Source organism: Promicromonospora alba, from assembly GCF_042654905.1.
GTDB classification, from domain to species: Bacteria; Actinomycetota; Actinomycetes; order Actinomycetales; family Cellulomonadaceae; genus Promicromonospora; species Promicromonospora alba.
In genome coordinates this window covers 90,252-115,545 of the sequence record NZ_JBHSFI010000010.1, presented here as the reverse complement: position 1 = coordinate 115,545, position 25,294 = coordinate 90,252, and the positions used below count along the sequence as shown (strand labels likewise).

General features: G+C 70.0%; 20 protein-coding genes. 14 read left to right on the top strand and 6 right to left on the bottom strand.

All coding sequences use genetic code 11. The annotated features are described in order from the left end of the window. Position 1: 1 nt before the first annotated feature. The 7 genes from ACFO6V_RS27345 to nrdF all read left to right on the top strand — a co-directional run bounded on the left by ACFO6V_RS27345 (position 2) and on the right by nrdF (position 9,112). Positions 2–898 carry a carbohydrate ABC transporter permease gene (locus ACFO6V_RS27345; protein ID WP_377142125.1) on the top strand — a complete coding sequence of 299 codons (897 nt, stop codon included), beginning with the start codon at positions 2–4 and terminating at the stop codon, positions 896–898. A gap of 55 nt (positions 899–953) precedes the next feature. Beyond that, positions 954–3,221 carry an alpha-xylosidase gene (yicI, locus tag ACFO6V_RS27340; protein ID WP_377142123.1) on the top strand — a complete coding sequence of 756 codons (2,268 nt, stop codon included), beginning with the start codon at positions 954–956 and terminating at the stop codon, positions 3,219–3,221. Next, a complete protein-coding gene (locus ACFO6V_RS27335) occupies positions 3,218–4,654 on the top strand; it encodes a GH1 family beta-glucosidase (RefSeq protein WP_377142120.1) in 1,437 nt (478 codons plus the stop codon). The genes yicI and ACFO6V_RS27335 overlap by 4 nt, the downstream gene beginning before the upstream one ends. Positions 4,655–5,202: 548 nt before the next feature. Next, positions 5,203–5,445 (top strand): glutaredoxin-like protein NrdH, encoded by a 243-nt coding sequence (gene nrdH, locus ACFO6V_RS27330; protein WP_020017613.1) that lies wholly within the window; start codon positions 5,203–5,205, stop codon positions 5,443–5,445. A 53-nt stretch (positions 5,446–5,498) separates the two neighbouring features. Next, positions 5,499–5,933: a class Ib ribonucleoside-diphosphate reductase assembly flavoprotein NrdI gene (gene nrdI / locus ACFO6V_RS27325; RefSeq protein WP_377142117.1), complete on the top strand. Its 435-nt coding sequence runs from the start codon at positions 5,499–5,501 to the stop codon at positions 5,931–5,933. A gap of 41 nt (positions 5,934–5,974) precedes the next feature. Continuing rightward, complete coding sequence (gene nrdE / locus ACFO6V_RS27320; protein ID WP_377142114.1) at positions 5,975–8,080, top strand: class 1b ribonucleoside-diphosphate reductase subunit alpha; 2,106 nt, start codon at positions 5,975–5,977, stop codon at positions 8,078–8,080. Between the two features lie 51 nt (positions 8,081–8,131). Further along, entirely contained in the window at positions 8,132–9,112 is a 981-nt protein-coding gene (nrdF, locus tag ACFO6V_RS27315; protein ID WP_357510839.1) for a class 1b ribonucleoside-diphosphate reductase subunit beta, read from the top strand. A 98-nt stretch (positions 9,113–9,210) separates the two neighbouring features. Here nrdF and ACFO6V_RS27310 read toward each other — a convergent pair whose 3' ends face one another. Together ACFO6V_RS27310 and ACFO6V_RS27305 are read right to left on the bottom strand one after the other, a co-directional pair. Beyond that, positions 9,211–9,738 (bottom strand): phosphoribosyltransferase, encoded by a 528-nt coding sequence (locus ACFO6V_RS27310; RefSeq protein WP_377142111.1) that lies wholly within the window; start codon positions 9,736–9,738, stop codon positions 9,211–9,213. Positions 9,739–9,866: 128 nt separating this feature from the next. Then, entirely contained in the window at positions 9,867–10,847 is a 981-nt protein-coding gene (locus ACFO6V_RS27305) for an FKBP-type peptidyl-prolyl cis-trans isomerase (protein WP_377142108.1), read from the bottom strand. A 154-nt stretch (positions 10,848–11,001) separates the two neighbouring features. On the opposite strand from ACFO6V_RS27305, the gene ACFO6V_RS27300 reads away from it, so the two are divergent. The 3 genes from ACFO6V_RS27300 to ACFO6V_RS27290 are packed head-to-tail and all read left to right on the top strand — an operon-like array spanning position 11,002 to position 12,969. Beyond that, on the top strand, positions 11,002–11,301 hold the full coding sequence (locus tag ACFO6V_RS27300) for a hypothetical protein (protein WP_377142105.1): 300 nt from the start codon (positions 11,002–11,004) through the stop codon (positions 11,299–11,301). 35 nt (positions 11,302–11,336) lie between these two features. Further along, a complete protein-coding gene (locus ACFO6V_RS27295; protein WP_377142103.1) occupies positions 11,337–12,110 on the top strand; it encodes an alpha/beta hydrolase in 774 nt (257 codons plus the stop codon). 40 nt (positions 12,111–12,150) lie between these two features. Further along, a complete protein-coding gene (locus ACFO6V_RS27290; protein ID WP_377142100.1) occupies positions 12,151–12,969 on the top strand; it encodes an alpha/beta fold hydrolase in 819 nt (272 codons plus the stop codon). Between the two features lie 106 nt (positions 12,970–13,075). Here ACFO6V_RS27290 and ACFO6V_RS27285 read toward each other — a convergent pair whose 3' ends face one another. Next, the gene (locus ACFO6V_RS27285) at positions 13,076–14,605 is read right to left on the bottom strand and encodes a DivIVA domain-containing protein (RefSeq protein WP_377142097.1); all 1,530 of its coding nucleotides are present in this window, start codon (positions 14,603–14,605) and stop codon (positions 13,076–13,078) included. A gap of 360 nt (positions 14,606–14,965) precedes the next feature. Between ACFO6V_RS27285 and ACFO6V_RS27280 the strand changes: the two genes are divergently transcribed. From ACFO6V_RS27280 to ACFO6V_RS27265, 4 genes are all read left to right on the top strand, one after another. Beyond that, on the top strand, positions 14,966–16,393 hold the full coding sequence (locus ACFO6V_RS27280; protein ID WP_377142094.1) for a hypothetical protein: 1,428 nt from the start codon (positions 14,966–14,968) through the stop codon (positions 16,391–16,393). After that, the gene (locus tag ACFO6V_RS27275) at positions 16,390–17,397 is read left to right on the top strand and encodes a DUF8094 domain-containing protein (RefSeq protein ID WP_377142091.1); all 1,008 of its coding nucleotides are present in this window, start codon (positions 16,390–16,392) and stop codon (positions 17,395–17,397) included. The genes ACFO6V_RS27280 and ACFO6V_RS27275 overlap by 4 nt, the downstream gene beginning before the upstream one ends. 65 nt (positions 17,398–17,462) lie before the next feature. Next, complete coding sequence (locus tag ACFO6V_RS27270) at positions 17,463–18,503, top strand: DUF8094 domain-containing protein (protein ID WP_377142088.1); 1,041 nt, start codon at positions 17,463–17,465, stop codon at positions 18,501–18,503. Between the two features lie 91 nt (positions 18,504–18,594). Next, on the top strand, positions 18,595–19,557 hold the full coding sequence (locus tag ACFO6V_RS27265) for a tetratricopeptide repeat protein (protein WP_377142085.1): 963 nt from the start codon (positions 18,595–18,597) through the stop codon (positions 19,555–19,557). A gap of 96 nt (positions 19,558–19,653) precedes the next feature. Here the strand turns inward: ACFO6V_RS27265 and glgB are convergent, their stop codons facing one another. Genes glgB through treS form a run of 3 tightly spaced genes read right to left on the bottom strand, consistent with a single transcriptional unit; the run spans position 19,654 to position 25,237 of the window. Continuing rightward, positions 19,654–21,987 carry a 1,4-alpha-glucan branching protein GlgB gene (gene glgB / locus ACFO6V_RS27260; protein WP_377142082.1) on the bottom strand — a complete coding sequence of 778 codons (2,334 nt, stop codon included), beginning with the start codon at positions 21,985–21,987 and terminating at the stop codon, positions 19,654–19,656. A gap of 56 nt (positions 21,988–22,043) precedes the next feature. Next, positions 22,044–23,468: a maltokinase N-terminal cap-like domain-containing protein gene (locus tag ACFO6V_RS27255; RefSeq protein ID WP_377142080.1), complete on the bottom strand. Its 1,425-nt coding sequence runs from the start codon at positions 23,466–23,468 to the stop codon at positions 22,044–22,046. Next, positions 23,465–25,237: a maltose alpha-D-glucosyltransferase gene (gene treS / locus ACFO6V_RS27250; protein WP_377142346.1), complete on the bottom strand. Its 1,773-nt coding sequence runs from the start codon at positions 25,235–25,237 to the stop codon at positions 23,465–23,467. Before treS ends, ACFO6V_RS27255 begins: the two co-directional genes overlap by 4 nt. Positions 25,238–25,294: the final 57 nt, after the last annotated feature.

Below are 25,294 nucleotides of genomic sequence, written 5' to 3'. Positions count from 1 at the left end.
CATGGCTGTCGCCACGGACGTGCGACCGCCCGCGCGGCCCGCGCAGGTGCGCACCACCGCCGTCGACTCCCGCTATCGCCGCGGCGCGGGCCGCTGGCTCGTGCTGGCCGCCGCGGTGCTCGTCGGTCTCGCGGTCCTCGCGCCGTTCGGGATCATGCTGCTGAACGCCTTCAAGTCGCCGCAGGACTACGCGGCGAACGGGCCGCTGTCCTGGCCGTCCTCGCTCTACCTCGACGGGGTGGTGGCGTTCTGGGAGCGCACCGAGTTTCCGGTGAAGCTCTGGAACTCGGTGTTCATCGCAGGCATAGTCGCCGTGCTCGGGGCGCTGCTCTCGCTGCTCAACGCGTACGCGATAGGCATCGGCCGGGTGAAGGGGCGGCTGTGGATCGTCGCACTGTTCCTGCTGGCAAACATGCTGCCGCAGGAGGCGCTGATCTACCCGCTGTTCACCATGGCGCAGTCGGTGGGCCTGTCCAACTCGCAGTGGTCGGTGATCATCATCTTCACCGTCATCCAGTCGGCGTTCGGCACCTACCTGCTCTCCTCGGTGCTGGGCACCTTCCCGCCCGCGCTGCTGGAGGCCGCGGCGCTCGACGGCGCGAGCCGGTGGCGCATCCTCTGGCAGGTCGTCTTCCCGATCGTGCGGCCGACGCTCTCGGTCCTGATGATCTTCTTCTTCATCTGGACCTGGAACGAGTTCTTCATCCCGCTGGTCATGCTGACCAGCAACGACACCCAGACCATCCCCATCGCCCTGGCGTCGCTGCAGGGCGATCGCATGATGGACGCGCCGACGATCAACGCGGGTTCGCTCGTCTCGCTCGTGCCCGCTGTCGTGTTCTTCCTCATCTTCCAGCGCACCCTGACCCGGGGCGTGACCGCCGGGGCGGTCAAGTGACCGCGCTCCACACCACGAACCCTTACGCCCTACAGAGACGAGTGAGGCCCCAGCCATGAGATTCACCGACGGCTACTGGCAGCTGCGCCCCGGCGTCGAGATGCTCCGTCCCCAGGACGTCGACTCGGTCGAGGTCGGCGACGAGACCATGACGGTCTACGCGCCCACCGTGCCGATCACCAAGCGCGGCGACACCCTGAACCGTCCGCTCGTGACGGTCACGTTCAACGCTCCGGCGGACGACGTCATCGGCGTCCGCATCGAGCACCACCAGGGCCGCCGCGACCCCGGCCCGCACTTCGGGGTCAACGCTGAGCCCGGTGCGGTCAAGGTCGTCGTGCCCGAGAGCGGCCCCGCCGAGCTCACGTCCGGCGGCCTCACCGCGCGCGTCGCCACCGACGGCCCGTGGCACGTCGACTTCATCGCCGACGGCGAGGTGCTCACCTCGTCGTCGGACCGGAGCATCGGGATCGCGAGCACGCCCGACGGGGACTTCGTGCACGAGCAGCTCGCGCTCGGCGTGGGCGAGCACGTCTACGGCCTGGGCGAGCGGTTCGGGGCGTTCGTGAAGAACGGCCAGAGCGTCGACATCTGGAACGAGGACGGCGGCACCGCGAGCGAGCAGGCCTACAAGAACGTGCCGTTCTACCTGACCGACCGTGGGTACGGCGTGTTCGTCGCCCACCCCGAGCGGGTCTCGTTCGAGGTCGGTTCCGAGGTCGTCAGCCGCACCCAGTTCTCGGTGGCCGGGCAGTCGCTCCAGTACTTCGTCATCCACGGGCCCACGCCCGCCGACATCCTGCGCCGGTACACGGCCCTGACCGGGCGGCCCGCGGTCGTTCCCGCGTGGTCCTACGGACTGTGGTTGTCGACGTCCTTCACCACGAGCTACGACGAGGAGACCGTCAACAGCTTCATCGACGGCATGGCCGAGCGGGACATCCCGCTCTCGGTCTTTCACTTCGACTGCTTCTGGATGCGGCAGTTCCACTGGTGCGACTTCGTGTGGGACCCGGCGACGTTCCCGGACCCCGAGGGCATGCTGGCCCGCCTGCACGACAAGGGCCTGAAGGTCTGCGTGTGGATCAACCCGTACATCGCCCAGCGTTCGCACCTGTTCCGTGAGGGCCAGGAGAAGGGCTACCTGGTCACCACGCCCGAGGGTGATGTATGGCAGTGGGACAAGTGGCAGGCCGGCATGGGCCTCGTCGACTTCACCAACCCCGACGCCGCCGCGTGGTACCAGGACAAGCTGCGCGTGCTCCTGGGCCAGGGCGTCGACGCCTTCAAGACCGACTTCGGCGAGCGCATCCCCACCGACGTCGTCTGGCACGACGGGTCCGACCCGCAGGGCATGCACAACTACTACACCGCCCTGTTCAACAAGACGGTCTTCGACCTGCTCGAGGAGGAGCGCGGGCACGGCGAGGCAGTGCTGTTCGCCCGGTCCGCGACCGCGGGCACGCAGGCCTTCCCGGTGCACTGGGGCGGCGACTGCGAGTCCACGTTCGTCTCGATGGCGGAGTCCCTGCGCGGCGGTCTGTCGCTGTCGCTGTCCGGGTTCGGCTACTGGAGCCACGACATCGGCGGCTTCGAGGGCACGCCCGACCCCGCGGTCTTCAAGCGGTGGGCCGCGTTCGGCCTGCTGTCCTCGCACTCACGGCTGCACGGGTCCAGCTCCTACCGCGTGCCGTGGGCCTTCGACGACGAGGCGGTCGACGTCACCCGGAAGTTCACGAAGCTGAAGCTGCGGCTCATGCCGTACCTCGGCCGGCTCGGCCACGTGGCGGCCGAGGAGGGCATGCCCGTCATGCGCCCCATGGTGCTCCAGTTCCCCGAGGACCGGACTGCCGCCTCCGTCGACACCCAGTACATGCTGGGGCCGTCGCTGCTCGTGGCACCGGTCTTCCACGAGTCGCGCGCGGAGTACTACCTGCCGGAGGGCGAGTGGACCCGCCTGCCCGACGTCGCAGTGGCCGGGCTGGCACCTACCGTCACCGGGCCGCGCTGGGTGACCGAGGAGCACGGCTTCGACAGCCTCCCGCTGTTCGTCCGGCCCGGCACGGTGCTGCCCGTCGGCGCTCGCGACGACCGGCCCGACTACGCCTGGGCCGAGGGCGTGACGTTACGCTGCACCCGTCTGCCCGAGGGGTTCGACGAAGAGGTAGTGGTACCCGGTGGCACCGGCGCCCCCGCGACGTTCCGCGTGCGGTACGCGTCCGGCGTCGTGCAGGTGACCAGTGAGGACGCCCCCGGCGAGTGGGGCGTCGAGTACGAAGGACGGACAGCACGGGCCACCGGCCCGGGAGAGGTGGCAGTGTGAGTGCACGGAGTTTCCCCCCGGAGTTTCTCTGGGGATCCGCGACGGCGTCGTACCAGATCGAGGGTGGCGCGACAGAGGGCGGGCGCGGCCCGTCCATCTGGGACACGTTCTCGCACACGCCCGGCAAGACGCTGAACGGCGACACGGGCGACGTCGCGGACGACCACTACCACCGGTGGCAGGAGGACGTCGAGCACATCAAGAACCTGGGGCTCGGCGCCTACCGGTTCTCCATCGCGTGGCCGCGGGTGCAGCCGGGCGGCTCCGGCGAGTTCAACGCCGAGGGCATCCGGTTCTACTCGGACCTCGTGGACGGGCTGATCGCCGCCGGCGTGAAGCCGGTCGTCACGCTCTACCACTGGGACCTCCCGCAGGAGCTCGAGGACGCCGGCGGCTGGACCAACCGCGAGACGGCCTACGCCTTCGCGCGGTACGCCCGGAAGATGGCCGAGGAGCTCGGCGACCGCATCGACGTCTGGACCACGCTCAACGAGCCGTGGTGCACGGCGTACCTGGGCTACGGCTCGGGCGTGCACGCGCCGGGCCGCACGGAGGACCTTGCCGCGCTGCAGGCCGTGCACCACCTGAACCTCGCGCACGGCCTCGCCGTCCAGCAGATCCGCGAGGTGCTCGGCGACGCCGCCAAGACGTCGATCACGCTGAACCTGCACGTCTTCCGGCCGGACGACCCGTCGTCCGAGGCCGACCAGGGTGCCGTCCGCAAGGTCGACGCGCTGGCCAACCGGGCGTTCCTGGCGCCGGTGCTGGAGGGTGTCTACCCGGCGGACCTGCTGGAGAACACCGCATCGGTCACCGACTGGTCGTTCGTGCTCGACGGCGACCTGGAGATCACCAAGCAGCCGCTCGACGTGCTGGGCGTCAACTACTACTCGACGGCGCGGGTGCGTCACTTCGCCGGCGAGGGCGAGCGCCAGCAGGCCGACGGGCACAAGGACTCCGCCGGCACACCCTGGCCCGCGGCCGACGACGTCGAGTTCCTGCCGCAGCCCGGTCCGTACACCGCCATGGGCTGGAACATCGAGCCGGCGGGCCTCACCGACCTGCTGGTCTCGCTGCGCGACTCCTACCCGGACCAGCCGCTCATGGTCACGGAGAACGGCGCCGCGTTCGAGGACACGGTGGTGACCGAGGACGGCGTGGCACGCGTGCACGACGTCGACCGGGTCGCGTACCTGCACGACCACGTCGAGGCGCTCGGTCAGGCCCGCGACAAGGGCGTGGACGTGCGTGGCTACTTCGCCTGGTCGCTGCTCGACAACTTCGAGTGGGCCTACGGGTACGACCGTCGCTTCGGCATCATCCGGGTCGACTACGACACGCTGGAGCGCACCTGGAAGGACTCCGCGCACTGGTACCGCCGTCTGGCCACGACGAACACCCTCCCGGGCGTGGACGAGGTCTCCCCGGCCTGACCAGTGGTCTGACTCTGGTGGGTTGCTGGCGGGGGTTCTCGTCACTTCGGTCGGTTGCCTTGAGATCGGTCGTTCGATTGACCGATCTCAAGGCAACCGACCGAAGTCATGGGTGGGCACGACCACGCCGGCTGGCACGCCCGCTGAGGGGTCCGCTGTGAGCCGGATCACCGTCCCGGTCGGCGCTCGCGGGACACGCCGAACGGTCGCGACACGCCGCGAACTGAGATCACTTTTTTGGGGCTCCGAGACCCTCTGCAGGCGTGTGAGGTGCCGGTTCTCGGGGTCCGGGGAGCCCGGCCGGGAGGCGCGGCGGCAGGCCGCGCGTGCGGCCTACCGGGCGGTGTCAGAGGGTCGTGGCAGCATGGTCCCTGGGCGTCGCGAGCGGTTCCGGTGTAGTGCGCCGCTCGGCCTCAACCACAACATGTCGTGACCGGGCGGGTGTCAGACACTAGGTGTAGTGTTTGGTTCAGCGGGAGACGCAGACCCGCTCACAAAGCACATCGGTGTAAGTTCACAGATGTCCTTCGAGGTCAGAGGAGGCGGACATGAGCGTCACTGTCTACAGCAAGCCGGCATGCGTCCAGTGCGATGCGACGTACCGGGCACTGGATCGCAAGGGTGTCGAGTACACGGTCGTCGACATCACTCAGGACGCCGAGGCGCTCGAGATGGTCCGCGGCCTCGGGTACCTCCAGGCGCCGGTCGTCGTCGCCGGCGACACCCACTGGTCGGGCTTCCGCCCGGACCAGATCAGCGCGGTCGCCGCGCTTCAGGCCGCTTCGGCCTGACCTGCACCACCGCAACACCTTGTACTACCGCAACGTCGGCAAGGAGGCGTGACGTGGGCTCACTCGTCTACTTCTCCAGCGTGTCAGAGAACACGCACCGGTTCGTCGAGAAGCTTGGTCTCGAAGAGCTGGGGATGTCGGTGCACCGGATCCCGCTGCGCCCCGCCGACGGCTTTCTGCACGTGGACGAGCCCTACGTCCTCCTGGCCCCCACCTACGGTGGCGGCAACGAGGGCGGGGCCGTCCCGCGGCAGGTGAGGAAGTTCCTCAACGACGAACACAACCGGTCGCTCATTCGCGGCGTCATCGCTGCGGGGAACACCAACTTCGGGGCTGCGTACTGCATCACCGGGGACATCATCGCTGCGAAGTGTGATGTCCCGTATCTGTACGCCTTCGAGCTACTGGGAACTGCGCAGGACGTCGCGCGCGTCCGCAACGGATTGGGACGATTTTGGCAGCAACAACTACAGAGCCTCTCCGCCTGAACGGTGAAGGCCTGAGCGAGATCCCCCTGGAGAGCATCCAGATGGACTACCACTCGCTCAACGCGATGCTGAACCTGTACGGGCCGGACGGGAAGATCCAGTTCGAGAAGGACCGCGAGGCGGCCCGCCAGTACTTCCTGCAGCACGTGAACCCGAACACCGTCGAGTTCGAGTCGCTCGAAGCCAAGCTTGAGCACCTCGTCGAGGCCAAGTACTACGACCCCACCGTGCTCGAGAAGTACTCAGGTGCGTTCGTCAAGGAGCTCTTCCAGCTCGCGTACTCGAAGAAGTTCCGCTTCGAGACGTTCCTGGGCGCCTTCAAGTACTACACCTCGTACACGCTCAAGACGTTCGACGGCAAGAAGTACCTGGAGCGCTTCGAGGACCGCGTCGCCATGGTCGCGCTCGGCCTGGCCGACGGCGTCGAGCAGACTGCGCGCGACATCGTCGAGGAGGTCGTCGCCGGGCGGTTCCAGCCGGCGACGCCGACCTTCCTCAACGTCGGCAAGGCGCAGCGCGGCGAGCCCGTGTCCTGCTTCCTGCTGCGCATCGAGGACAACATGGAGTCCATCGCGCGCAGCATCAACTCCGCGCTGCAGCTCTCCAAGCGCGGCGGCGGCGTCGCACTGCTCCTGAGCAACATCCGCGAGCACGGTGCGCCGATCAAGCACATCGAGAACCAGTCCTCGGGCGTCATCCCCGTGATGAAGCTCCTGGAGGACTCCTTCTCCTACGCGAACCAGCTCGGTGCGCGTCAGGGCGCCGGCGCCGTGTACCTGCACGCGCACCACCCCGACATCATGCGGTTCCTCGACACCAAGCGGGAGAACGCGGACGAGAAGATCCGCATCAAGACGCTCTCGCTCGGCGTGGTCATCCCGGACATCACGTTCGAGCTGGCCAAGAAGAACGCTGACATGCACCTGTTCAGCCCGTACGACGTCGAGCGGATCTACGGCGTGCCGTTCGCCGACATCTCCATCTCGGAGAAGTACGACGAGCTCGTGGCCGACGACCGCATCCGCAAGACGACGATCAGCGCACGCGACTTCTTCCAGACGCTCGCGGAGCTGCAGTTCGAGTCCGGCTACCCGTACATCATGTTCGAGGACACGGTGAACGCGGCGAACCCGATCAAGGGCCGCATCACGCACTCCAACCTCTGCTCGGAGATCCTGCAGGTGTCGACCCCGTCGACGTTCAACGAGGACCTCTCGTACAGCGAGGTCGGCCGGGACATCTCCTGCAACCTGGGCTCGCTGAACATCGCCAAGGCGATGGACTCGCCGGACTTCGGCCGCACGATCGACACCGCTATCCGCGCGCTGACCGCGGTGAGCGACCAGACGTCGATCGAGTCGGTCCCGTCGATCAAGCTGGCCAACCAGCAGGGGCACGCCATCGGCCTCGGCCAGATGAACCTGCACGGCTACCTCGCTCGTGAGCGCATCCACTACGGCTCCGAAGAGGGCATCGACTTCACCAACATCTACTTCTACACCGTCGCGTACCACGCGATCAGGGCGTCCAACCGCCTGTCGATCGAGCGCAACAAGAAGTTCGGTGGGTTCGCGGACTCGAAGTACGCCACGGGCGAGTACTTCGACAAGTACGTCGAGCAGGAGTGGAAGCCGGCCACTGAGCGCGTCGCGCGCCTGTTCTCCGACGCCGGGGTGTCGATCCCGACGCAGGACGACTGGCGTGAGCTGCGTGCCTCGGTCATCGAGCACGGCATCTACAACCAGAACCTCCAGGCCGTGCCGCCGACGGGTTCGATCAGCTACATCAACAACTCGACGTCGTCGATCCACCCGGTCCCGGCCAAGATCGAGATCCGCAAGGAAGGCAAGCTCGGCCGCGTCTACTACCCGGCGCCGTACATGACGAACGACAACCTGGACTACTACCAGGACGCGTACGAGATCGGCTACGAGAAGATCATCGACACGTACGCCGCCGCGACGCAGCACGTGGACCAGGGCCTGAGCCTCACGCTGTTCTTCCCGGACACCGCCACCACGCGCGACGTCAACAAGGCGCAGATCTACGCGTGGCGCAAGGGCATCAAGACCCTGTACTACATCCGCCTGCGTCAGCTGGCACTGGAGGGCACCGAGATCGAGGGCTGCGTCTCCTGCATGCTCTGACCGGTTCCCGCCGCCAGTCTCGCCCGTCCCGCTGCTCCTGAAGGAACTCCCATGTCGCCAACCGGCAAGCTCAAGCTCATCGATCGCGTGACAGCGATCAACTGGAACCGCCTCGAGGACGAGAAGGACGCCGAGGTCTGGGACCGTCTGGTCGGCAACTTCTGGCTGCCGGAGAAGGTTCCGGTCTCCAACGACATCCAGTCGTGGAACACCCTCTCGGAGCACGAGAAGACCATGACCTCGCGGGTGTTCACCGGACTGACGCTCCTGGACACCATCCAGGGCACGGTCGGCGCGGTGTCCCTGATCCCGGACGCGATCACTCCGCACGAGGAGGCGGTGTACACCAACATCGCCTTCATGGAGAGCGTGCACGCGAAGAGCTACTCGTCGATCTTCTCGACCCTGCTGTCGACGCCGGAGATCGACGCGGCGTTCGAGTGGTCCGAGAACAACGCGAACCTGCAGAAGAAGGCAGAGATCGTCCTCGACTACTACCGGGGCGACGACCCGCTGAAGCGGAAGGTCGCCTCGACGATGCTCGAGTCGTTCCTGTTCTACTCCGGCTTCTACGCGCCGATGTACTGGTCCTCGCGGGCGAAGCTCACGAACACCGCCGACCTGATCCGCCTCATCATCCGTGACGAGGCGGTCCACGGGTACTACATCGGCTACAAGTACCAGAAGGGCCTCGCGAAGCTGACCCAGGCCGAGCAGGCAGACCTCAAGGACTACACGTTCGGCCTGCTCTTCGAGCTGTACGAGAACGAGGAGGAGTACACCGACTCCCTCTACGGCGAGCTGGGGCTGACCGACGACGTCAAGAAGTTCCTGCGGTACAACGGCAACAAGGCCCTGATGAACCTGGGCTACGAGGCGTTGTTCCCGAAGGAGGACACCGACGTCAACCCGGCCATCCTCGCGGCGCTCTCGCCGAACGCGGACGAGAACCACGACTTCTTCTCGGGGTCCGGCTCGTCGTACGTGATCGGCAAGGCAGTGGAGACCGAGGACGACGACTGGGACTTCTGACCTCGTGTCGGGAGGCCGTCGCCAGTAGCGGCTGACAGAGGCCCGGAACCGCAGACTTCTGCGGTTCCGGGCCTCTTTGCGCGCCGGCGTTCAGCGGTTCACGCGTCGATCGACCGCGCGCCGGTCACCGGCGGCTCGGCGGACCACGGGAAGGTGATCCACAGATCGGTGTCCTTCCACGAGTAGTCGGGCTGGATGATCGTGCGGGGCTTGGTGAACAGCACGGCGGAGCGAGCCTCGGCGCCCTGCTTCTCCAGGAGGTCCATGACGAGGGCCAGGGTGCGGCCGGAGTCGGCGACGTCGTCCACCACCAGGACCTTGGCGCCCGGGAGCTCGGACGTGTCCATGAGGGGCGGCAGCACACGAGGGTCGTCCAGCGTCTGGCCGATGTCCGTGTAGAACTCGACGTTCAGCGTGCCGACGCCCTTGGTGCCGAGCGCGTACGCCATGGCACCGCCGGGCACCAGGCCGCCGCGCGCGACGGCGACCACCACGTCGGGCACGAACCCGCTGTCGACGACCTTGTGGGCGAGGTCGCGCACCGCGTCGGGGAAGGTCTCCCAGGTGAGCACCTCGCGCTCCGGCACGGGAGCGGGCTCAGCGGCGGGAAGGTCTGTCGAGGTCATGGGAAGACACTACGAGATGTGGCGGGCACCCGGTTCGGGTACCCGCCACGTCCAGGCCGTGACCAGCGGCGATGCGCACGCGGAGTGCGCGAGGTCTCAGACCGTCCGCGCGCGGACGGGCCGGGAGGTCAGGCGGCCTTGGCCTCGAGGATGTCGACGACGAACACGAGGGTCGAGTTCGCGGGGATGGCGCCGTTCTCCTGGTCGCCGTAGCCCTGGTCCGCCGGGACGACGAGCAGCACCTGGCTGCCGACCTTCTGGCCGGCGATGCCGTTGGTCCAGCCCGGGATCACGCCGTTCAGCGGGAACGACGTCGGGGTGCCGCGGCTCCACGAGGAGTCGAACGACGTGCCGTCGAGCAGGCAGCCCGCATACTGGACGGTGACCGTCTGGTCCTTGGTGACCTCTGCGCCGTCACCCTCGACGAGAGGCTGGACCACCAGCTCGGTGGGTGCCTCGTAGTTCTTCGGGATGGTGACGGTCGGCTGGCCGTTGTCAGCGAGCGCGACGGTGGGCAGGCCGTCCTTCGGGGCGACCTCGGTGCCCTCGGCGCGCGTCGGGATCTCCTTGACCTCGGCGACCTCGACCATCGTGACCTGGATGGTCTGGTCCATCGCGGTGCTCGCCATGACGAGGCGCGTGCCGACCTTCTGGCCGATCAGGCGGTCGTTGAGCAGGTCGTACTGCGGGTCGCCGAGCGTGAACGTCTCAGGCTTCTTGGTCTCCCACGTCGAGCCGCTCGTCTTGCCGTCCTTGCCCGCGATCACCACGTAGTTGATGGTCACCTGGGCGCCCTCGACGAGCTCCTCGCCGGTGCCCTCGTCGACCACGCGGGACGTCGGGCCGGCGACCTTCAGCGGTGCCTTGAACGTGACCTTCGGCTCCTTGCCGACGGGGCCGGCGACCTTGATCGCGTCGACGGCCTTGACGTCGGCCTCGGACGGGCTGGGGGCGGGCGAGGGCTCAGGCGCGGCCTTCACCTCGCAGACGTTTCCGTTGGAGGCGGCAGCGTTGCCGCCGTCCCCGGAGCCGTCTTGGCTTGCGCAGCCGGTGAGCGCGATAGTTGCCAGCGCGACGGCTGCCAGGCCGGCAGTTGTGCGGTGCTTCACAAGTAGTCCTTCGGTCGGGTTTGCGCCTTGCTGGGGACCGCCACACTCTAGCGGGCGGAGTTGGGTGGGGCTCCCAGGCAGTGTGATGCGCGATGCAAGCAGTTCTTGGGCGGGGTTCGAGCGATCCGCTCCGCCCTGCGGAAGAATAGTTGCCATGCCGTCGAACCGCCGCTCCAGCAAGCGTCCGTATGCCGCGGACCACGTCCCCCTCGATGTCGATCGGGCTACGGGTGGCCGTCGCAGCGAGTCGGCGGCGGACGGCGAGTGGGTGGTGCAGCGCATCCGTTCGTCCGACAAGACGTACGTCTGCCCTGCTTGCCGCCAGGAGGTAACGCCAGGGACCGCGCACGTCGTCGCGTGGAAGACGGACGTCCTCGGCGGTCCCGAAGCGGGTCTGGACGGTCGCCGGCACTGGCACAGCAGCTGCTGGCAGCGCCGCGCGAACCTGCGGTGAGCCCACGGACGGGTAGCGGGGCGACAATGGGATCGATGACCACCGAAGCGACGCCGGACGAGGCTTCCGGCCAGACGACCCACCAGATCCGCTCGCTCACCGTCCTGCCCGCGCAGCGGGAGGACGTCGAGCTGCACACCGCCGATGGCCTGACGCTCGTGGGCGAGCTGGCGCTGCCCGCGGACAGCGAGCCGTCGGCCAGCCTGCTGACGTTCCACCCGCTGCCCACGCACGGCGGGTTCATGGACTCCCACGTGTACCGCAAGGCCGCCTGGCGCCTGCCCGCCCTGGCGAACCTCGCCGTCCTGCGGTTCAACACGCGCGGCACCTCGTCCCCGCGCGGTACGAGCGAGGGCGCGTTCGACGGCGGCGACGCCGAGCGGTACGACGTCGCGGCGGCGATCGAGCTCGCCGAGTTCCGGGGGCTGCCGCGGCCGTGGCTGGTCGGCTGGTCCTTCGGCACCGAGCTGGTGCTCAAGCACGGCACCGACCCGAGCATCGAGGGCGCGATCCTCCTGTCGCCGCCGCTGCACCGCGCGACCGACGAGGACCTGGACCGCTGGGCCGCGTTCGGGAAGCCCCTCGTGGTCCTCGTGCCGGAGCTCGACGACTACCTCCGGCCGGAGGAGGCTCGCCGCCGCTTCGCGCGCGTGCCGCAGGCCGAGGTGATCGGCGTCGACGGAGCCAAGCACCTGTGGGTGGGGGAGCCGGCAGTCGCCCGCGCGCTGAACGAGATAGTGGCGCACGTGCTGCCCGACCATCCGCTGCCGCTGCCGACGCACTGGGACGGACCCGTAGGGGCTTCTTGAGCGGCCTCACCACTACAGCACCCACCACAGGAGGACGACGATGACCTCACAGACCCTGGCCACCTTCACGCTGCACGACGGCGGCGGAGTGCCGCTCGTGCTGCTGCACGGCTTCCCGCTCGACCACCGCATGTGGGCGGCCTGTGCCGCGTTCCTTCCTCCGGGTACCCGGGCCATCGGCGTCGACCTGCCGGGCGCGGGGCACAGCGACCTCGACGGATTCCAGCCGAGCATCGACCACACGGCCGACTGGGTTCACCGGACCATGGTCGAGGCCGGTGAGGGAAACGCGGTGGTCGTCGGGCACTCGATGGGCGGGTACGTGGCGCTCGCCCTTGCCGAGCGGCACCCAGGGTTCGTCGCGGGACTCGGGCTCGTGAGCACCAAGTCGACGGCGGACACCGAGGAGGCGCGTGCCAAGCGCCTCCGGATCGCCGCCGCGGTAGAAGCCAGCCAGACGGTCGACGCCGTCCTCAGCATGCCCGCCGCCCTGGTGGGTGCGACGACCACCGAACGCCGGCGGCACCTCTTCCCGGTGCTGGACTTGTGGATCCGCGCGCAGTCGCCCGCAGGTGTCGCCTGGGCACAGCGCGCGATGGCGGCCCGCCCGGACCGGACGGCGGTGCTCGAGCGGTTCGACGCGCCGGTCTCCGTGGTGGTGGGAGCGGAGGACACCATCACGCCGCTCGCCGAGGCGGAGCACATGGTCAAGGCAGCCGGTACGTCCGCCAGGCTCTCCGCCGGTGACGGATCGCTCACCCTCGTGCCCGGCGTCGGCCACATGAGCGTCGTCGAGGACCCACAGGCCGTCGCCGCGGCCCTGGGGCTGCTGCACGGCCATGTGGTGGCGCACCGCTGACCAGCACGCCGAGCTCCGCGAAGTAGAGCGCCTGTCCGGGTGTCCCTGGTGTTGCCAGGGACACCCGGACAGGCGCTCTACTTCGCGGAACAACCTCAGCAGGCGGCTACTTCGAGGCGCCGGCCTTCTCGGCGACCGACTCCTCGGCGTCCGCGCTCTCGGCGGGCTGGCCGGCCTTCGTGCTCGCCTTGGTGCCCTTGACCGACGGGATGACCACGGTCGCCGTGCCGACGGGCACGGGCGTCGGGTTGCTCGGCGGGATCGACGCGGGCATCGAGCCCGTGTCGGTGGACTCGGCGAGCTCGGGCTCGGCCTCGGTGCCGTCGCCGACGACGGCGAAGCGGGCCTGCTGTGCCGGGGTCGCCCCGGACATGCCCTTCGGCTTCGACGGCAGGGCGGGCTTGGCCGGAGCGGCCTCGGTCGGCGTACCGAGCATGCCGCGCAGCTCGTCCAGGTACGAGTTGATCGAGTCGTGCTGACGGGTCAGGTCCTCGAGCTGGTGCTGCGCGGCCGACCGGCTCGACTCCGCCTCGGCGCGAGCGTCGTCGATCGTCTGCTCCGCGAACTCCCTGGCCTCGGCCACGATGCGGTCCGCGGACTTGCGGGCGTCTGCCACGAGGTCCTTGACGTAGACGTCGGACTCCGAGCGGATCTTCTCCGACTGCTCGAGCGCCACCGCCACGCGCTTCTCGGCCTCTGCGGCGTGCTCCTCGGCAGTGCTGACCAGCTTGGCCATCTCGGACTTCGCCGTCTCGTGCCGCTCGGCGAGCTCCTTCTCGACGCTCTCCTTGCGGGTGGCGATGTCGAGCTCGGCCTGGGCGAGTGCCGCACGGGCCTGCTCGCGCAGCTCCTCCATCTCGGTGGTGACCGCGTTGGCCGCCTCGGCCGCCTGGCGGCGTGCCTCCGAGAGGATCTGCTCGGACTCGGCCCGGGCGCTGGACAGCATCGCGGAGGAGTCGCGCTCGGCGGACTCGCGCTGCTCGCTCGTCTGGGCGGCGACCTCGGAGCGGAGCTTGGCGGCGTCCGCCTCGGTCTTGACGCGCAGCTCGGTGGTCTCGCGCTCGACGGTCGAACGCAGGGTGCCGAGCTCGCGCTCGAGGCTGGCCCGGCGCTCGCTCTCCTCGGCGTTGATGGCGCTGGCGATCTGCGCGGACTCGCGCTCGGCGGAACCCACGAGCTCCTCGGCGCGGCGCTGTGCGGCCAGCAGGTGACCCTCGGCCTCCGCCGCCATCGTGGTGCGGATCTCCTCGGCCTCGCGGCGGGCGCTGGCGAGCATCTCGGCGACCTCGGACTCGGCGCGCGAGCGCACCTGCCCTGCGGACAGCTTCGCCCGCGCCATGATGTCCGCGGCCTGCTGGTTGGCCTGGTTGATGATGTCGGTCGACTGGTCCTCGGCCGAACGCAGCAGCAGCTCGATGCGGGAGCCGAGGCCGGCGTACGAAGGCTTCTCGGTCTCGCGCAGATTGCGCTTGGCGTCGGTGAGGTCCTGCGTGAGCTGCATGGCGCGGCCGTCAGAGGCCTCGACCTGGCGCCGTGCCTCTTCGAGGGCGTGATTCAACCGGTCCAGGTGCGCATGCACCTGATCGCGGTCGTATCCGCGCATTGCAGTCGGAAAGAGCGAGCGCTCGTCGGACACGGTGCAGACCTCCAGTGTCGGAACTTGGTGAGGCGCGGGTCAGGCTCCCCCCTGGGACGCGGCTTATACCGGCCGTCCGGCGCCCAGGATACGTGCCTTGTGCGGATGTGGATACTCCCGCTAGCGGATGCAATGTACGTATTGCATGGAATACTCTCGCTGGCCCGCGCGGCCTGGCCCGCGCGATCCAGCTCGCGAGACCCGGTAGCGGTTCAGGCGCGCTCAGTGAAGGAAGGGTGAGAATCCCGACCGAACCGCACAAGCACGCCCGTCATTGGACAGGGCTCCTCGTTCGGTCCCTATGCTGGAACATCCACCTGATCGACGGGCCGCGCGCCCAAAATTCGAAGGGAATCGGTGGTGCAACGCTTTCTGGCAATCCTCCTGATCCTTGCCGGACTCGGCGGGATCGGTTATGGGGTTGCGACGGCAACCGTCCTGCGTGAGTCCGACACAGTTGTCGCGACCGCGACCCCCAGCGGCGACGGAACCATGGTCGTGACCGAGCCCGGCGTACTTGGCCTGGTCGACGACCAGGTGACCGTGCGAGCCACTGTCCCGGAGGGGCAGAAGGTCACGCTCGCGCTCGGGTCCGACGTCGACGTGCTCGGCTGGGTGGGCCAGGACCCCTACGACTCGGTGACTGGCCTGTCCTCCTGGGAGACGCTGAGCGTCGCCCCGGGTACCGGTGCCGCCCCCGAGGGGGAAGCGGCAGAGGGCGAAGAGGCAGAGGAGCCGGGCGAGAAGCCGGGCACCGGTCCTGATCCCGCTGGATCCGACATGTGGATCTCCGAGGTGAGTGGCGAGACCTCCGTCCAGATGCGCTGGACCGAGCAGCCCGGCCGCACGGTCCTGCTGGCCGCAGGCGTCGGCGAGGGTGCACAGGCGCCCACGCTGGAGTTCACCTGGCCGCGTCCCGTGAACACTCCGTTCCTGTGGCCGGGTGTTCTGGGCGGTGGCTTCCTCCTGATCCTCGGCGTCTTCCTGGCGATCGGCGCACGTCGTAAGAACCGCGGCTCCGGCAAGGGACGTTCGTCGTCCGCCGGCCGTACCCGGAAGGCCGACTCGGAGCTGTCGCGCCGGGACACGGTCTTCGAGGTGGACGGCGACCAGTCGAGCCCTGCCGCGCACGAGCCGCCCGCAGGCTTCCCGCCCGCACTGGGCAACCCTGCCGACGGCGGTACGGCGGTCTACCCGCCGGCCGGCCAGGAGCCGCCGGGCCGCGACAGGCCCGAGCGCGGCAGGCCCGAGCGCAGCAGGCCCGGGCGCGAACCCGTACGGCCTCCGGAACGGGGTCTGCCCGAACCCGAACAGGACCACACGCGCACCTGGGGTGCACCGGCCCCGTTCGGCGGAGCGGCTCCCATCACTCCGCCCCCGGTTCCCGAGCAGGCTCCCGAACCGGTCGCCGCCCCTGCGGCGTCCGTCCGCGGGATCCGGCGTCGCCGGGGCCAGGCACCCGGAGCGCCCGTGCCTACCGGACAGCCCCCGGCAGAGCGGACGCCGTTCGGCGGCGCAGCGCCCGAACAGGCACCGGCGTCGCCCCAGGCGCCGGCCGCCGCACGGGCCGAGCCGGCCGCTCCCGCGACGTCGGGCAAGCCACTGACCCGACGCGAGATGCGCCTGCGCGAGCAGGCGCAGCTCAGGGCCGCGACGGGCGCCATGCCCACCGTGCCCGCGTCCGAACCTGAACCGGAGCCCGAGCCCGAGCCGGAGACCCCGAACAGCCGGGCCGCCGCGTGGCGCCAGACCTGGGGCGTCACCGGGAACGACGGAGGTAACTCATGAGACGCACCACGACCCGCGTCACGGCCGTGGTGGCAACCGTGCTCGCCACGGGTCTGCTCACCGGCTGCGCCGAGGAGCTGCCGACCCCGACGCCGGAAGCACCCGTCGCGCAGGCGGTCGTCACGGAGTCCCAGGAGCGCAAGATCCTGGACGACGTGGCGAGCGTCGTCGGCAAGGTGACCAAGTCCAGCGAGGCGAAGTCCCTCAGCTCGCGTCTGACCGGGCCCGCGCTCGACATCCGTGAGACGCAGCTCAAGGTCGCCGGCGCCCGCAAGGACAGCGAGCCGCTGACCGACCTGAGCATGGAGATGCAGCAGGTCATCCTGCCGTCGGACCAGGAATGGCCGCGCAGCAGCTTCGCCATCACGGTGCAGCCCAAGGACCTCACGACGCCGGTGCTCATGGCCTTCGACCAGGCCACCGCGCGCGACCAGTACAAGCTGTGGGGCTGGGTGCGCCTGCTGCCCGGCGTGACCATGCCGCGGTTCGCCGAGGCCCAGCTGGGCAGTCCCGCCGTCCCGCCGGACGACACGAGCCTCAAGGTGACACCTGCCGACGCGATCAAGCAGTACGCGTCGGTGCTCACGGTCGACAAGGACTCGAAGTACGCCGACACCTTCACCGACGACGACCTGCGCCAGTTCTTCCGGGACTACGGCAAGCTCCAGGTCGACGCCATCAACAAGGAGAAGTGCGGTGGCGACTTCAAGGTGGAGTACGAGCCGACGAAGGATCCGGTGAAGTCGGTCCGCACGGCGGACGGCGGTGCTCTCGTGATGGCGGCGATGATCAGCCAGGAGACGATCACCGCCAAGGAGGAGGGCTGCGAGATCGGCCCGCCGACCGAGACGACCCAGGCGCTCTGGGGCGACGCCGACGTGAGCAACGTCGTCGAGGTCAACTACAAGGACATCGTCGCGATGTACGTGCCGCCCAAGGACTCGGACGACCAGGTCAGCCTGGTCGGCTACGAGCACGTGCCGAGCTCGGTCTCGAACGGCTGATCAGGCCGGCGAGCCGATCAGCCGCCGCCGCTAGGGTGGCCTCCGTGAACCTACGGAGGCCACCCTTGCCGCTTTCCGAAGCTCTTTCCACGACCCGTCAGCAGGGCGCCCGACGGCGGGGCGCCGCCCACCTGGCCGTGGCCGGCGCCGTCGCGGTGCTGGTCGCCGGCTGCACGACCGAGCCCCCCACGCCCGAGGCCGACGCGCCGGTGGTCGCGGCGGTGGTCAGCGAGACCCAGGAGCTGAAGATCCTGGACCGGGTCTCGACCGTCGTGGCGGAGGCGGACCAGGCCGACGAGGCGAGCTCGCTGGCCGCACGCCTGTCCGGGCCTGCGCTCGCCCTGCGCGAGGCCGAGCTGGAGCTCGCCGCGGCCCGTGGCGACGACAAGCTGCTGACCAACCTGTCGCTGGAGATGCAGCAGGTGGTGCTGCCCTCCGAGCAGGGCTGGCCGCGCAGCAGCTACGGCATCGGGGTCACGCCGAAGGGCAAGGGCACGCCGGTCCTCGCGGCCTTCGAGCAGGCATCCGCACGAGAGCAGTACAAGCTCTGGGGCTACGTCCAGCTCCTGCCGGACATCACCATGCCCCGCTTCGCGGAGGCTGCCCTCGGCAGCCCGGCGGTAGCGGTGGACGACACGACGCTCAAGGCGACGCCCGAGGCGGCAGTCGCGCAGTACGCGTCGGTGCTGACGCACGACGAGCGCTCGCGGTACGCCGAGGGCTTCGCCGACGACTACGTCCGCCGGCTGATCCGGTCGTACGGCAAGCTCCAGGTCGACGCCATCGAGGAGAAGGACGGCAGGGGCACCTTCGAGATCGAGTACGAGCGCACGAACGACCCGGTCAAGGCGGTCCGTACGGTCGACGGCGGCGCACTGGTCCTCGGGGCTCTGGCCAGCCAGGAGACGGTCCGGGCGGAGGAGAACTGGCAGCTCGGCCCGCCCACGCCGTCGGCCAGGGCGCTGTGGGGCTCCGCCGAGCGGACCAACGTGGTGCGGATCGCCTACCGGGACATGGTGGCCCTGTACGTGCCGCCCAAGGATTCGGATGTCCAGATCACCGCGGTCGGCCACCACCGGGTGCCCTACGACGTCTCGAACGACTGACCGCAAGAACCAGGTCGGGACGCCGCTCGCCGATTCTCGCTGAGAGCGGAGTCGGCGGGTGAGCGCCGACACGGTCATTAGGATTGCCCCCATGAGCAGTCCGTCCCCTCAGCCCGGGCCCGCCCGGAGCGCACAGCCCGAGTTCGCGGTGCGCGGCGCCGTCGACCTGTCCGCCCTCAACCGACCCCAGGCACCGCCGCCCGGTGAACCAGGCGGCGCGCCCGAAGCCGGCGGCTTCGTCGTGGACGTCAGCGAGGCGAACTTCGAGCAGCTGGTTCGTGACTCGTCCACCTATCCGGTGGTGATGCTGATCTGGATCCCGACCGACCAGGCGAACGCCGAGCTGGGCGTCACGCTGGGCCGCCTCGCCGACGAGTACGGCGGACGGTTCCTCCTCGGCCGCGTCGACGCGCAGGCCTACCCGCAGGTCGCCGCCGCGTTCCAGGTGCAGGGTGTGCCGACGGTGGTGGCCGTCCTGCAGGGCCAGCCCCTGCCGCTGTTCCAGGGCGCCGCGGAGGAGCAGCAGATCCGCGGTGTGCTGGACCAGGTCCTGGCGGCCGCCGAGCAGAACGGCGTCAACGGCCGGGTCCCGGGCGCCGCACCCGCGGCGGCCGAGGCCGAGGCCGAGCAGCTGCCCCCGCTTCCGCCGCTCCACCAGGAGGCGTACGACGCGATCGAGCGCGACGACCTCGACGCCGCCGTGGCCGCCTACGAGAAGGCCCTGCGGCAGGACCCCAAGGACTCGGACGCGACGGCCGGCCTCGCGCAGGTGCGCCTCATGCAGCGCACCCGGGACGCCGACCTCGCCGCGGCGCGCAAGGCCGCGGCGGACGCGCCGTCCGACGTCGACGCAGCGCTCGCCGTCGCCGACCTGGACATGCTGGGCGGCAAGGTGGACGACGCGTTCGCCCGCCTGCTCGACCTGCTGCCCGGCGCCGACGCCGACGACAAGGAGAAGCTCCGCGTTCGACTGCTGGAGCTCTTCGAGCTCGCCGGCACGGGGGACCCGCGGGTGAGCAAGGCGCGCAAGCGCCTGGCGATCAGCCTCTACTGAGGGGCTGAGGGGCCACCGGCGGGGAGACAGTTAGTCCGCTGAGCGTGTTGCGGTGAGTAGACGATGTCTACTCACCGCAACACAGTCCCCGGGGTATCAGTCTCCGCGGGGGGTGGACTGTGCCGCGGCCACCACATCGTCGCCGACAGGTTCGGGCCGGGCGGGGACAAGAACGAGGGCGCCGAGCGGAGGGACTCGCACCGAGGCCGACCAGTTTCGGCCGTGGTGGGGGATCGGCTCCGCCTGGACCTGACCCATGTTGCCCACGCCCGAACCGCCGTACACCGTCGCGTCAGTGTTGAGAGCCTCGCGCCACACCGGGTGCTCCGGATCACCCGAGCTCGCCTGGACCTCGGCCTCGGCCTCGGCCTGTGTGCCGAGCGTGGTCCGGGGGATCGTCGGCAGCGGCAGCCGGTAGCCCTCGTGGGGTACTCCCGCGAAGTTCACGACCACCACCACCGGGTCGCCCGAGCGTGACCGGCGTACGTAGGCCAGCACGTTGTGGTCGGCGTCGTCACCCTCGAGCCACTCGAACCCGGTGTGGTCGAAGTCCAGCTCCCACAGCGCCGGCGTCGCGCGGTAGAGCGCGTTCAGGTCCCGGACCAGGTGCTGCACGCCCGCGTGCCCGGCGTCGCCGAGCAGGTGCCACGGCAGCCCGTCCGACTCGGACCACTCGGTCTCCTGCGCGAACTCGCACCCCATGAACAGCAGTTGCTTGCCCGGATGGGTCCACTGGTAGGCGAGGAAGGACCGCACGCCCGCGAGCTGCTGCCACCGGTCGCCCGGCATCTTCCCGAGCAGCGACCCCTTGCCGTGGACGACCTCGTCGTGGCTGATCGGGAGCACGAACTGCTCGGTGAACGCGTACACCAGCGAGAACGTGAGCTCGCCGTGGTGGTAGCGCCGGTTGTACGGGTCCTCGGCCAGGTAGCGGAGGGTGTCGTTCATCCAGCCCATGTTCCACTTCAGGCCGAAGCCCAGCCCTCCGCTGGAGGTGGGGCCGGTGACCTGGGGGAACGCCGTCGACTCCTCGGCGATCATCATGACGCCAGGCGTGCGCCGGTAGGCCGTCGCGTTGGTCTCCTGCAGGAACGCTATGGCCTCGAGGTTCTCCCGCCCGCCGTGCACGTTGGGGGCCCACTCGCCTTCGTTGCGGGAGTAGTCGAGGTAGAGCATCGAGGCGACGGCGTCCACGCGCAGCGCGTCGACGTGGAACTCCTCGAACCAGTAGGTCGCGTTCGCCACCAGGAAGTTGCGCACCTCCCGCCGGCCGAAGTCGAAGATCAGCGTGCCCCAGTCCTGCTGCTCGCCGCGCCGGGGGTCGGGGTGCTCGTACAGGGGCGAGCCGTCGAAGCGGGCGAGGGCGAACTCGTCGCGCGGGAAGTGCGCGGGCACCCAGTCGAGGATGATGCCGATCCCCGCCTGGTGGAGCCGGTCCACGAGGTGGCGGAAGTCGTCGGGCGAGCCGAACCGCGAGGTCGGCGCGTAGTAGCTGGTGACCTGGTAGCCCCACGAGCCTCCGTACGGGTGCTCCGCGACGGGCAGCAGCTCGACGTGCGTGAACCCCTGCTCGCTCACGTAGGCGGTCAGCTGCTCCGCGAGCTCGCGGTAGCCGAGGCCGGGCCGCCACGAGCCCAGGTGCACCTCGTACACGCTCAGCGGCGCGGAGTGCGGGTCGGTCGCCGTCCGCGCGGCGATCCACGCGTCGTCGTGCCACTCGTGGCTCGAGGCGGTCACGACGCTCGCCGTCGCGGGCGGCAGCTCCGTCGCCTTGGCGAGGGGGTCCGCCTTGGCGCGCCAGACGCCGTCGGCCCCCAGGATCTCGTACTTGTACCGCAGGCCTGGGCCGACGTCGGGCACGAAGAGCTCCCAGACACCTGTGGACCCGAGCGACCGCATGGGGTGCGTGCCGCCCCAGCCGTTGTGGTCGCCCACGAGCCGTACGCCGCGGGCGTTGGGCGCCCACACGGCGAAGGCGACGCCGGCGATATCGCCCGTCGCGCTCGGGTACCGGTGCAGGTTGGCGCCGAGCACCTGCCAGAGCTGCTCGTGCCGGCCCTCGCCGATCAGGTGCAGGTCCACCTCGCCGAGGGTGGGCAGGAACCGGTACGGGTCGTCGGAGGTCCAGGTGTCCGTGCCCGACCGGGTGCGGATGCGGTAGTCGGGAGCGTGTCCGCTCCCGTCCGGGCCCTCGGTCGTGGGCACGACGGCGGTCCACACCCCCGCGCCCTGGTGCGTCGCGGCCACCTCCGTGTCACCGGCCGGGCCGGAGGTGGTCACCACCACCTCGTCGGCAAGCGGCCGTAAGGCGCGGACCACCGCCCGGGACCCATCGAGCAGATGGGGGCCGAGCACGGTGTGCGGATCGTGGTGGGTTCCGGACGCGATAGCGGTCAGGACCTCGAGGTCGACGTCGGGCAGATCTGCCATGGGTTCACCTTTCCATGGGGAGCAGGTGACGTGCGACACGTCTGGGCTGGTAGGGGTCACGAAGCGAGGACGCGTTCCACAGCGGTCAGCGGGATGTGCATCCACGCGGGCCGGTGCCGGAACTCGTAGACCACCTCGTACAGCGCCTTGTCCAGGACGAGCGCGCGCAGCAGCAGCTCGGCGGTGGCGACGGAGAGCTCGCTGCCCGACGTCGCGGGCACCGCTCCCTCGTGCGCTTCGCGGTACCCCTCGAGAAAGCTGATCTGGGCGTGCCCCGCCCAGTGGGGGTCGGTCGCCTGCCCGACGGCCGCCGCGTAGTCGAGCGACCGGAGCAGCCCGGCGACGTCGCGCAGCGGCAGGTCGGGCGCCACCCGTTCGGCCACGGGGCGCTGCGGCTCGCCCTCGAAGTCGAGCACCTTCCAGCCGCCCGGCGAGTAGAGCGCCTGGCCGAGGTGCAGGTCGCCGTGGATGGACTGCAGGGGCACGAGCCCGCCGGTGCGCTCGACGACGGCGGACAGGCGGTCGCTCACGGCGTCGAACAGCGCGGCGACGCCCGCGCGGTGCGGGGCCAGGTCCGGTACGTCGGCGAACGCCTCGGCGGCGCGGCGCCGCAGCACCCCCATGAAGCTCGCGGGCTCGAGCCCGGGGCCCGGGCCGAGCGCCTCGAGCAGCACTGCGTGCAGCTGTGCGACGACGGCCCCGAGCTCAGCGGCCCGCTCCCCGAAGTCCTCGTCGCGCGAGGCGTACGCGCAGGCGAGCTCGAAGCCGTCGGTGGCGTCGGTGACCAGCTCGGAGAGCACGGCGAGGTGGGCGAGCGGCTCGGCGTCGAGGTCGTCCGGCACGGGCAGGGGGACGGCGCCGAGGTACCGGGGCACGCCGTCCCAGCCGGCCCGGGTCAGGGCCTCCGGGATCACGACGTCGGGATGTGGGCCCAGCGCGACGGTCCGGAGGATCTTGAGCATCCCGCCGCGACCACCGTGCGCGGACAGCGCGGGAAGCATCACCGACGTGTTCGACTGCTCGCCGGAGATGCGTCTCGCGCCCGCCATCTCCGCGCAGTCCGCCGGCTCGCAGGCCTCGGGGAGGGCGGTGGCGAGGTAGGCGTGCCAGGCGGTCGGGTGGGCCCCGCCGTCGTGCACGGTGGCCGTGCCCGACGCCGTCGTCACCGTGCCGATCAGGCCCGCCGCCTCGGTCTCGGCGGTGTCGGCCTCCGGCTCCGCTGTGGGGGTCAGGACCAGCGGGACCTGGATCACCAGCGAGTCGGAGCCCGCGGCGAGGCCGGGGCCGGCCAGCCGCAGGAGGGCGACGACGACGTCGGCGACCCCCGGGAAGGTGACGGTGAGCCAGGGCTCGTGCGTCACCCCCTCGGCGGGCACCGGGTACCAGCGCTGCTGGGGCAGCCACGTGTCGAGCAGCCGCAGCACCTCCGGGGGGAGGTGCGCGGCGCCGGGGGAGACGCTGACGTGTCGCGCCGCGCTCACACCGCTCCCGCCTGCCCTGCCGGCTCCGCCGATCCAGCACGCGCCGGTGGCGCCAGCACCAGCCAGTAGAAGTCGCGCGCACCCCACGTCATGGTCAGGATCCCGTCGTCGCCGACGCTCGGGAACCCGGCCCCGCCGAACACGTCCGTGAGCGTCCAGCCGGCGTATCCGGGCAGCTTGATGGTCGACGAGCGCGCCGTGGCGGACAGGTTGGCGGCCACCAGGATGGTCTCCTCGGCGGAGGACCTGGTGAACGCGATGACCGACTCGTCGTTGCAGTCGAGCGCCGTGAAGTCGCCGGTCCCGAACGTGGGGTGCAGGCGCCGGAACGCCAGCATGTTGTGCATCCAGTGCAGCAGCGACGTCGGCTGCGCGAGCTGCGCCTCGACGTTCGTGTGCTGGTAGTGGTGCACGAGCGACTGGACGAGCGGCAGGTAGAGCTTGCCCGGGTCGGCGGTGGAGAAGCCGGCGTTGCGGTCCGGCGTCCACTGCATGGGGGTGCGTACCGCGTCACGGTCGGGCAGCCAGATGTTGTCGCCCATGCCGATCTCGTCGCCGTAGTACAGGCACGGGGTGCCGGGCAGCGAGAGCAGCAGCGCGTTGGCCAGCTCGATCTCCTTGCGGGCGTTGTCCAGCAGCGGCGCGAGCCGCCGCCGGATCCCCACGTTGGCCCGCATCCGCGGGTCGGGGGCGTACCAGCCGTACATGCTCGCGCGCTCCTCCGTGGACACCATCTCCAGGGTGAGCTCGTCGTGGTTGCGCAGGAACGTGCTCCACTGCCCGCCCGCCGGGATGGCCGGCGTGTCCGCGAGGATCTCCAGCAGCTGACGGGCCCGCTGGTCGCGGATCGCGTAGAAGATGCGGGGCATCACGGGGAAGTGGAAGCACATGTGGCACTCGGGCTCGTCGTCCGTGCCGAAGTACTCGACGACGTCCGCCGGCCACTGGTTGGCCTCGGCGAGCAAGATGCGGCCGGGGAACTCCGTGTCCACCATGCGCCGCACCGTGCGCAGGAACCCGTGCGTCTCGGGCAGGTTCTCGCAGTTGGTGCCCTCTGACTCGAACAGGTACGGCACCGCGTCCAGGCGGAAGCCGTCCACGCCCAGCTGCAGCCAGAACCGCGCGACGTCGAGCATCGCCTCGACCACGCGCGGGTTCTCGAAGTTCAGGTCGGGCTGGTGGCTGAAGAACCGGTGCCAGAAGTACTGCCGCCGCACCGGGTCGAACGTCCAGTTCGACGTCTCCGTGTCCACGAAGATGATGCGCGCGCCCTCGTACCGCGTGGGGTCGTCGCTCCACACGTAGAAGTCGCCGTACGGGCCCTCGGGGTCGGCGCGCGAGGCCTGGAACCACGGGTGGGCGTCGCTGGTGTGGTTCATGACCAGGTCGATCACCACGCGGATGCCGCGCTCGTGCGCGGCGGCGATCAGGTCGCTGAAGTCCGAGATGGTGCCGAACTGCGGCGAGACGGCCGTGAAGTCCGCGACGTCGTACCCGCCGTCGCGCAGCGGCGACGGGAAGAACGGCGGCAGCCACAGGCAGTCGATGCCGAGCCACTCCAGGTAGTCGAGCCGCTCCACGAGGCCGCGCAGGTCGCCCGTGCCGTTGTCTCCCGAGTCCGAGAACGACCGGATCATCACCTCGTAGAAGACTGCCTTCTTGTACCACTCGGGGTCGTGCGCCAGGCCCTTGCGCCGGGCGTCCAGGCGCGGCTGCCGCCGGGGTGGCAGCGCCTGGACCGGCACGGGCACCGACGGCGGGTTCGGCATGCTGGGCCGCTCGGGCTGTGCGCCCTCGGCGCCGAGCGGATAACCCTCTGGCGGCCC

What these genes read in the sequence shown, in the direction of transcription:
- ACFO6V_RS27295 (WP_377142103.1), top strand. Translation starts at nt 11,337, where the DNA reads ATGACCACCGAAGCGACGCCGGACGAGGCTTCCGGCCAGACGACCCAC.
- nrdH (WP_020017613.1), top strand. Translation starts at nt 5,203, where the DNA reads ATGAGCGTCACTGTCTACAGCAAGCCGGCATGCGTCCAGTGCGATGCG.
- treS (WP_377142346.1), bottom strand. Translation starts at nt 25,237, where the DNA reads ATGCCGAACCCGCCGTCGGTGCCCGTGCCGGTCCAGGCGCTGCCACCC.
- yicI (WP_377142123.1), top strand. Translation starts at nt 954, where the DNA reads ATGAGATTCACCGACGGCTACTGGCAGCTGCGCCCCGGCGTCGAGATG.
- nrdF (WP_357510839.1), top strand. Translation starts at nt 8,132, where the DNA reads ATGTCGCCAACCGGCAAGCTCAAGCTCATCGATCGCGTGACAGCGATC.
- ACFO6V_RS27275 (WP_377142091.1), top strand. Translation starts at nt 16,390, where the DNA reads ATGAGACGCACCACGACCCGCGTCACGGCCGTGGTGGCAACCGTGCTC.
- glgB (WP_377142082.1), bottom strand. Translation starts at nt 21,987, where the DNA reads ATGGCAGATCTGCCCGACGTCGACCTCGAGGTCCTGACCGCTATCGCG.
- ACFO6V_RS27290 (WP_377142100.1), top strand. Translation starts at nt 12,151, where the DNA reads ATGACCTCACAGACCCTGGCCACCTTCACGCTGCACGACGGCGGCGGA.
- ACFO6V_RS27345 (WP_377142125.1), top strand. Translation starts at nt 2, where the DNA reads ATGGCTGTCGCCACGGACGTGCGACCGCCCGCGCGGCCCGCGCAGGTG.
- ACFO6V_RS27300 (WP_377142105.1), top strand. Translation starts at nt 11,002, where the DNA reads ATGCCGTCGAACCGCCGCTCCAGCAAGCGTCCGTATGCCGCGGACCAC.
- ACFO6V_RS27265 (WP_377142085.1), top strand. Translation starts at nt 18,595, where the DNA reads ATGAGCAGTCCGTCCCCTCAGCCCGGGCCCGCCCGGAGCGCACAGCCC.
- ACFO6V_RS27310 (WP_377142111.1), bottom strand. Translation starts at nt 9,738, where the DNA reads ATGACCTCGACAGACCTTCCCGCCGCTGAGCCCGCTCCCGTGCCGGAG.
- nrdE (WP_377142114.1), top strand. Translation starts at nt 5,975, where the DNA reads ATGGACTACCACTCGCTCAACGCGATGCTGAACCTGTACGGGCCGGAC.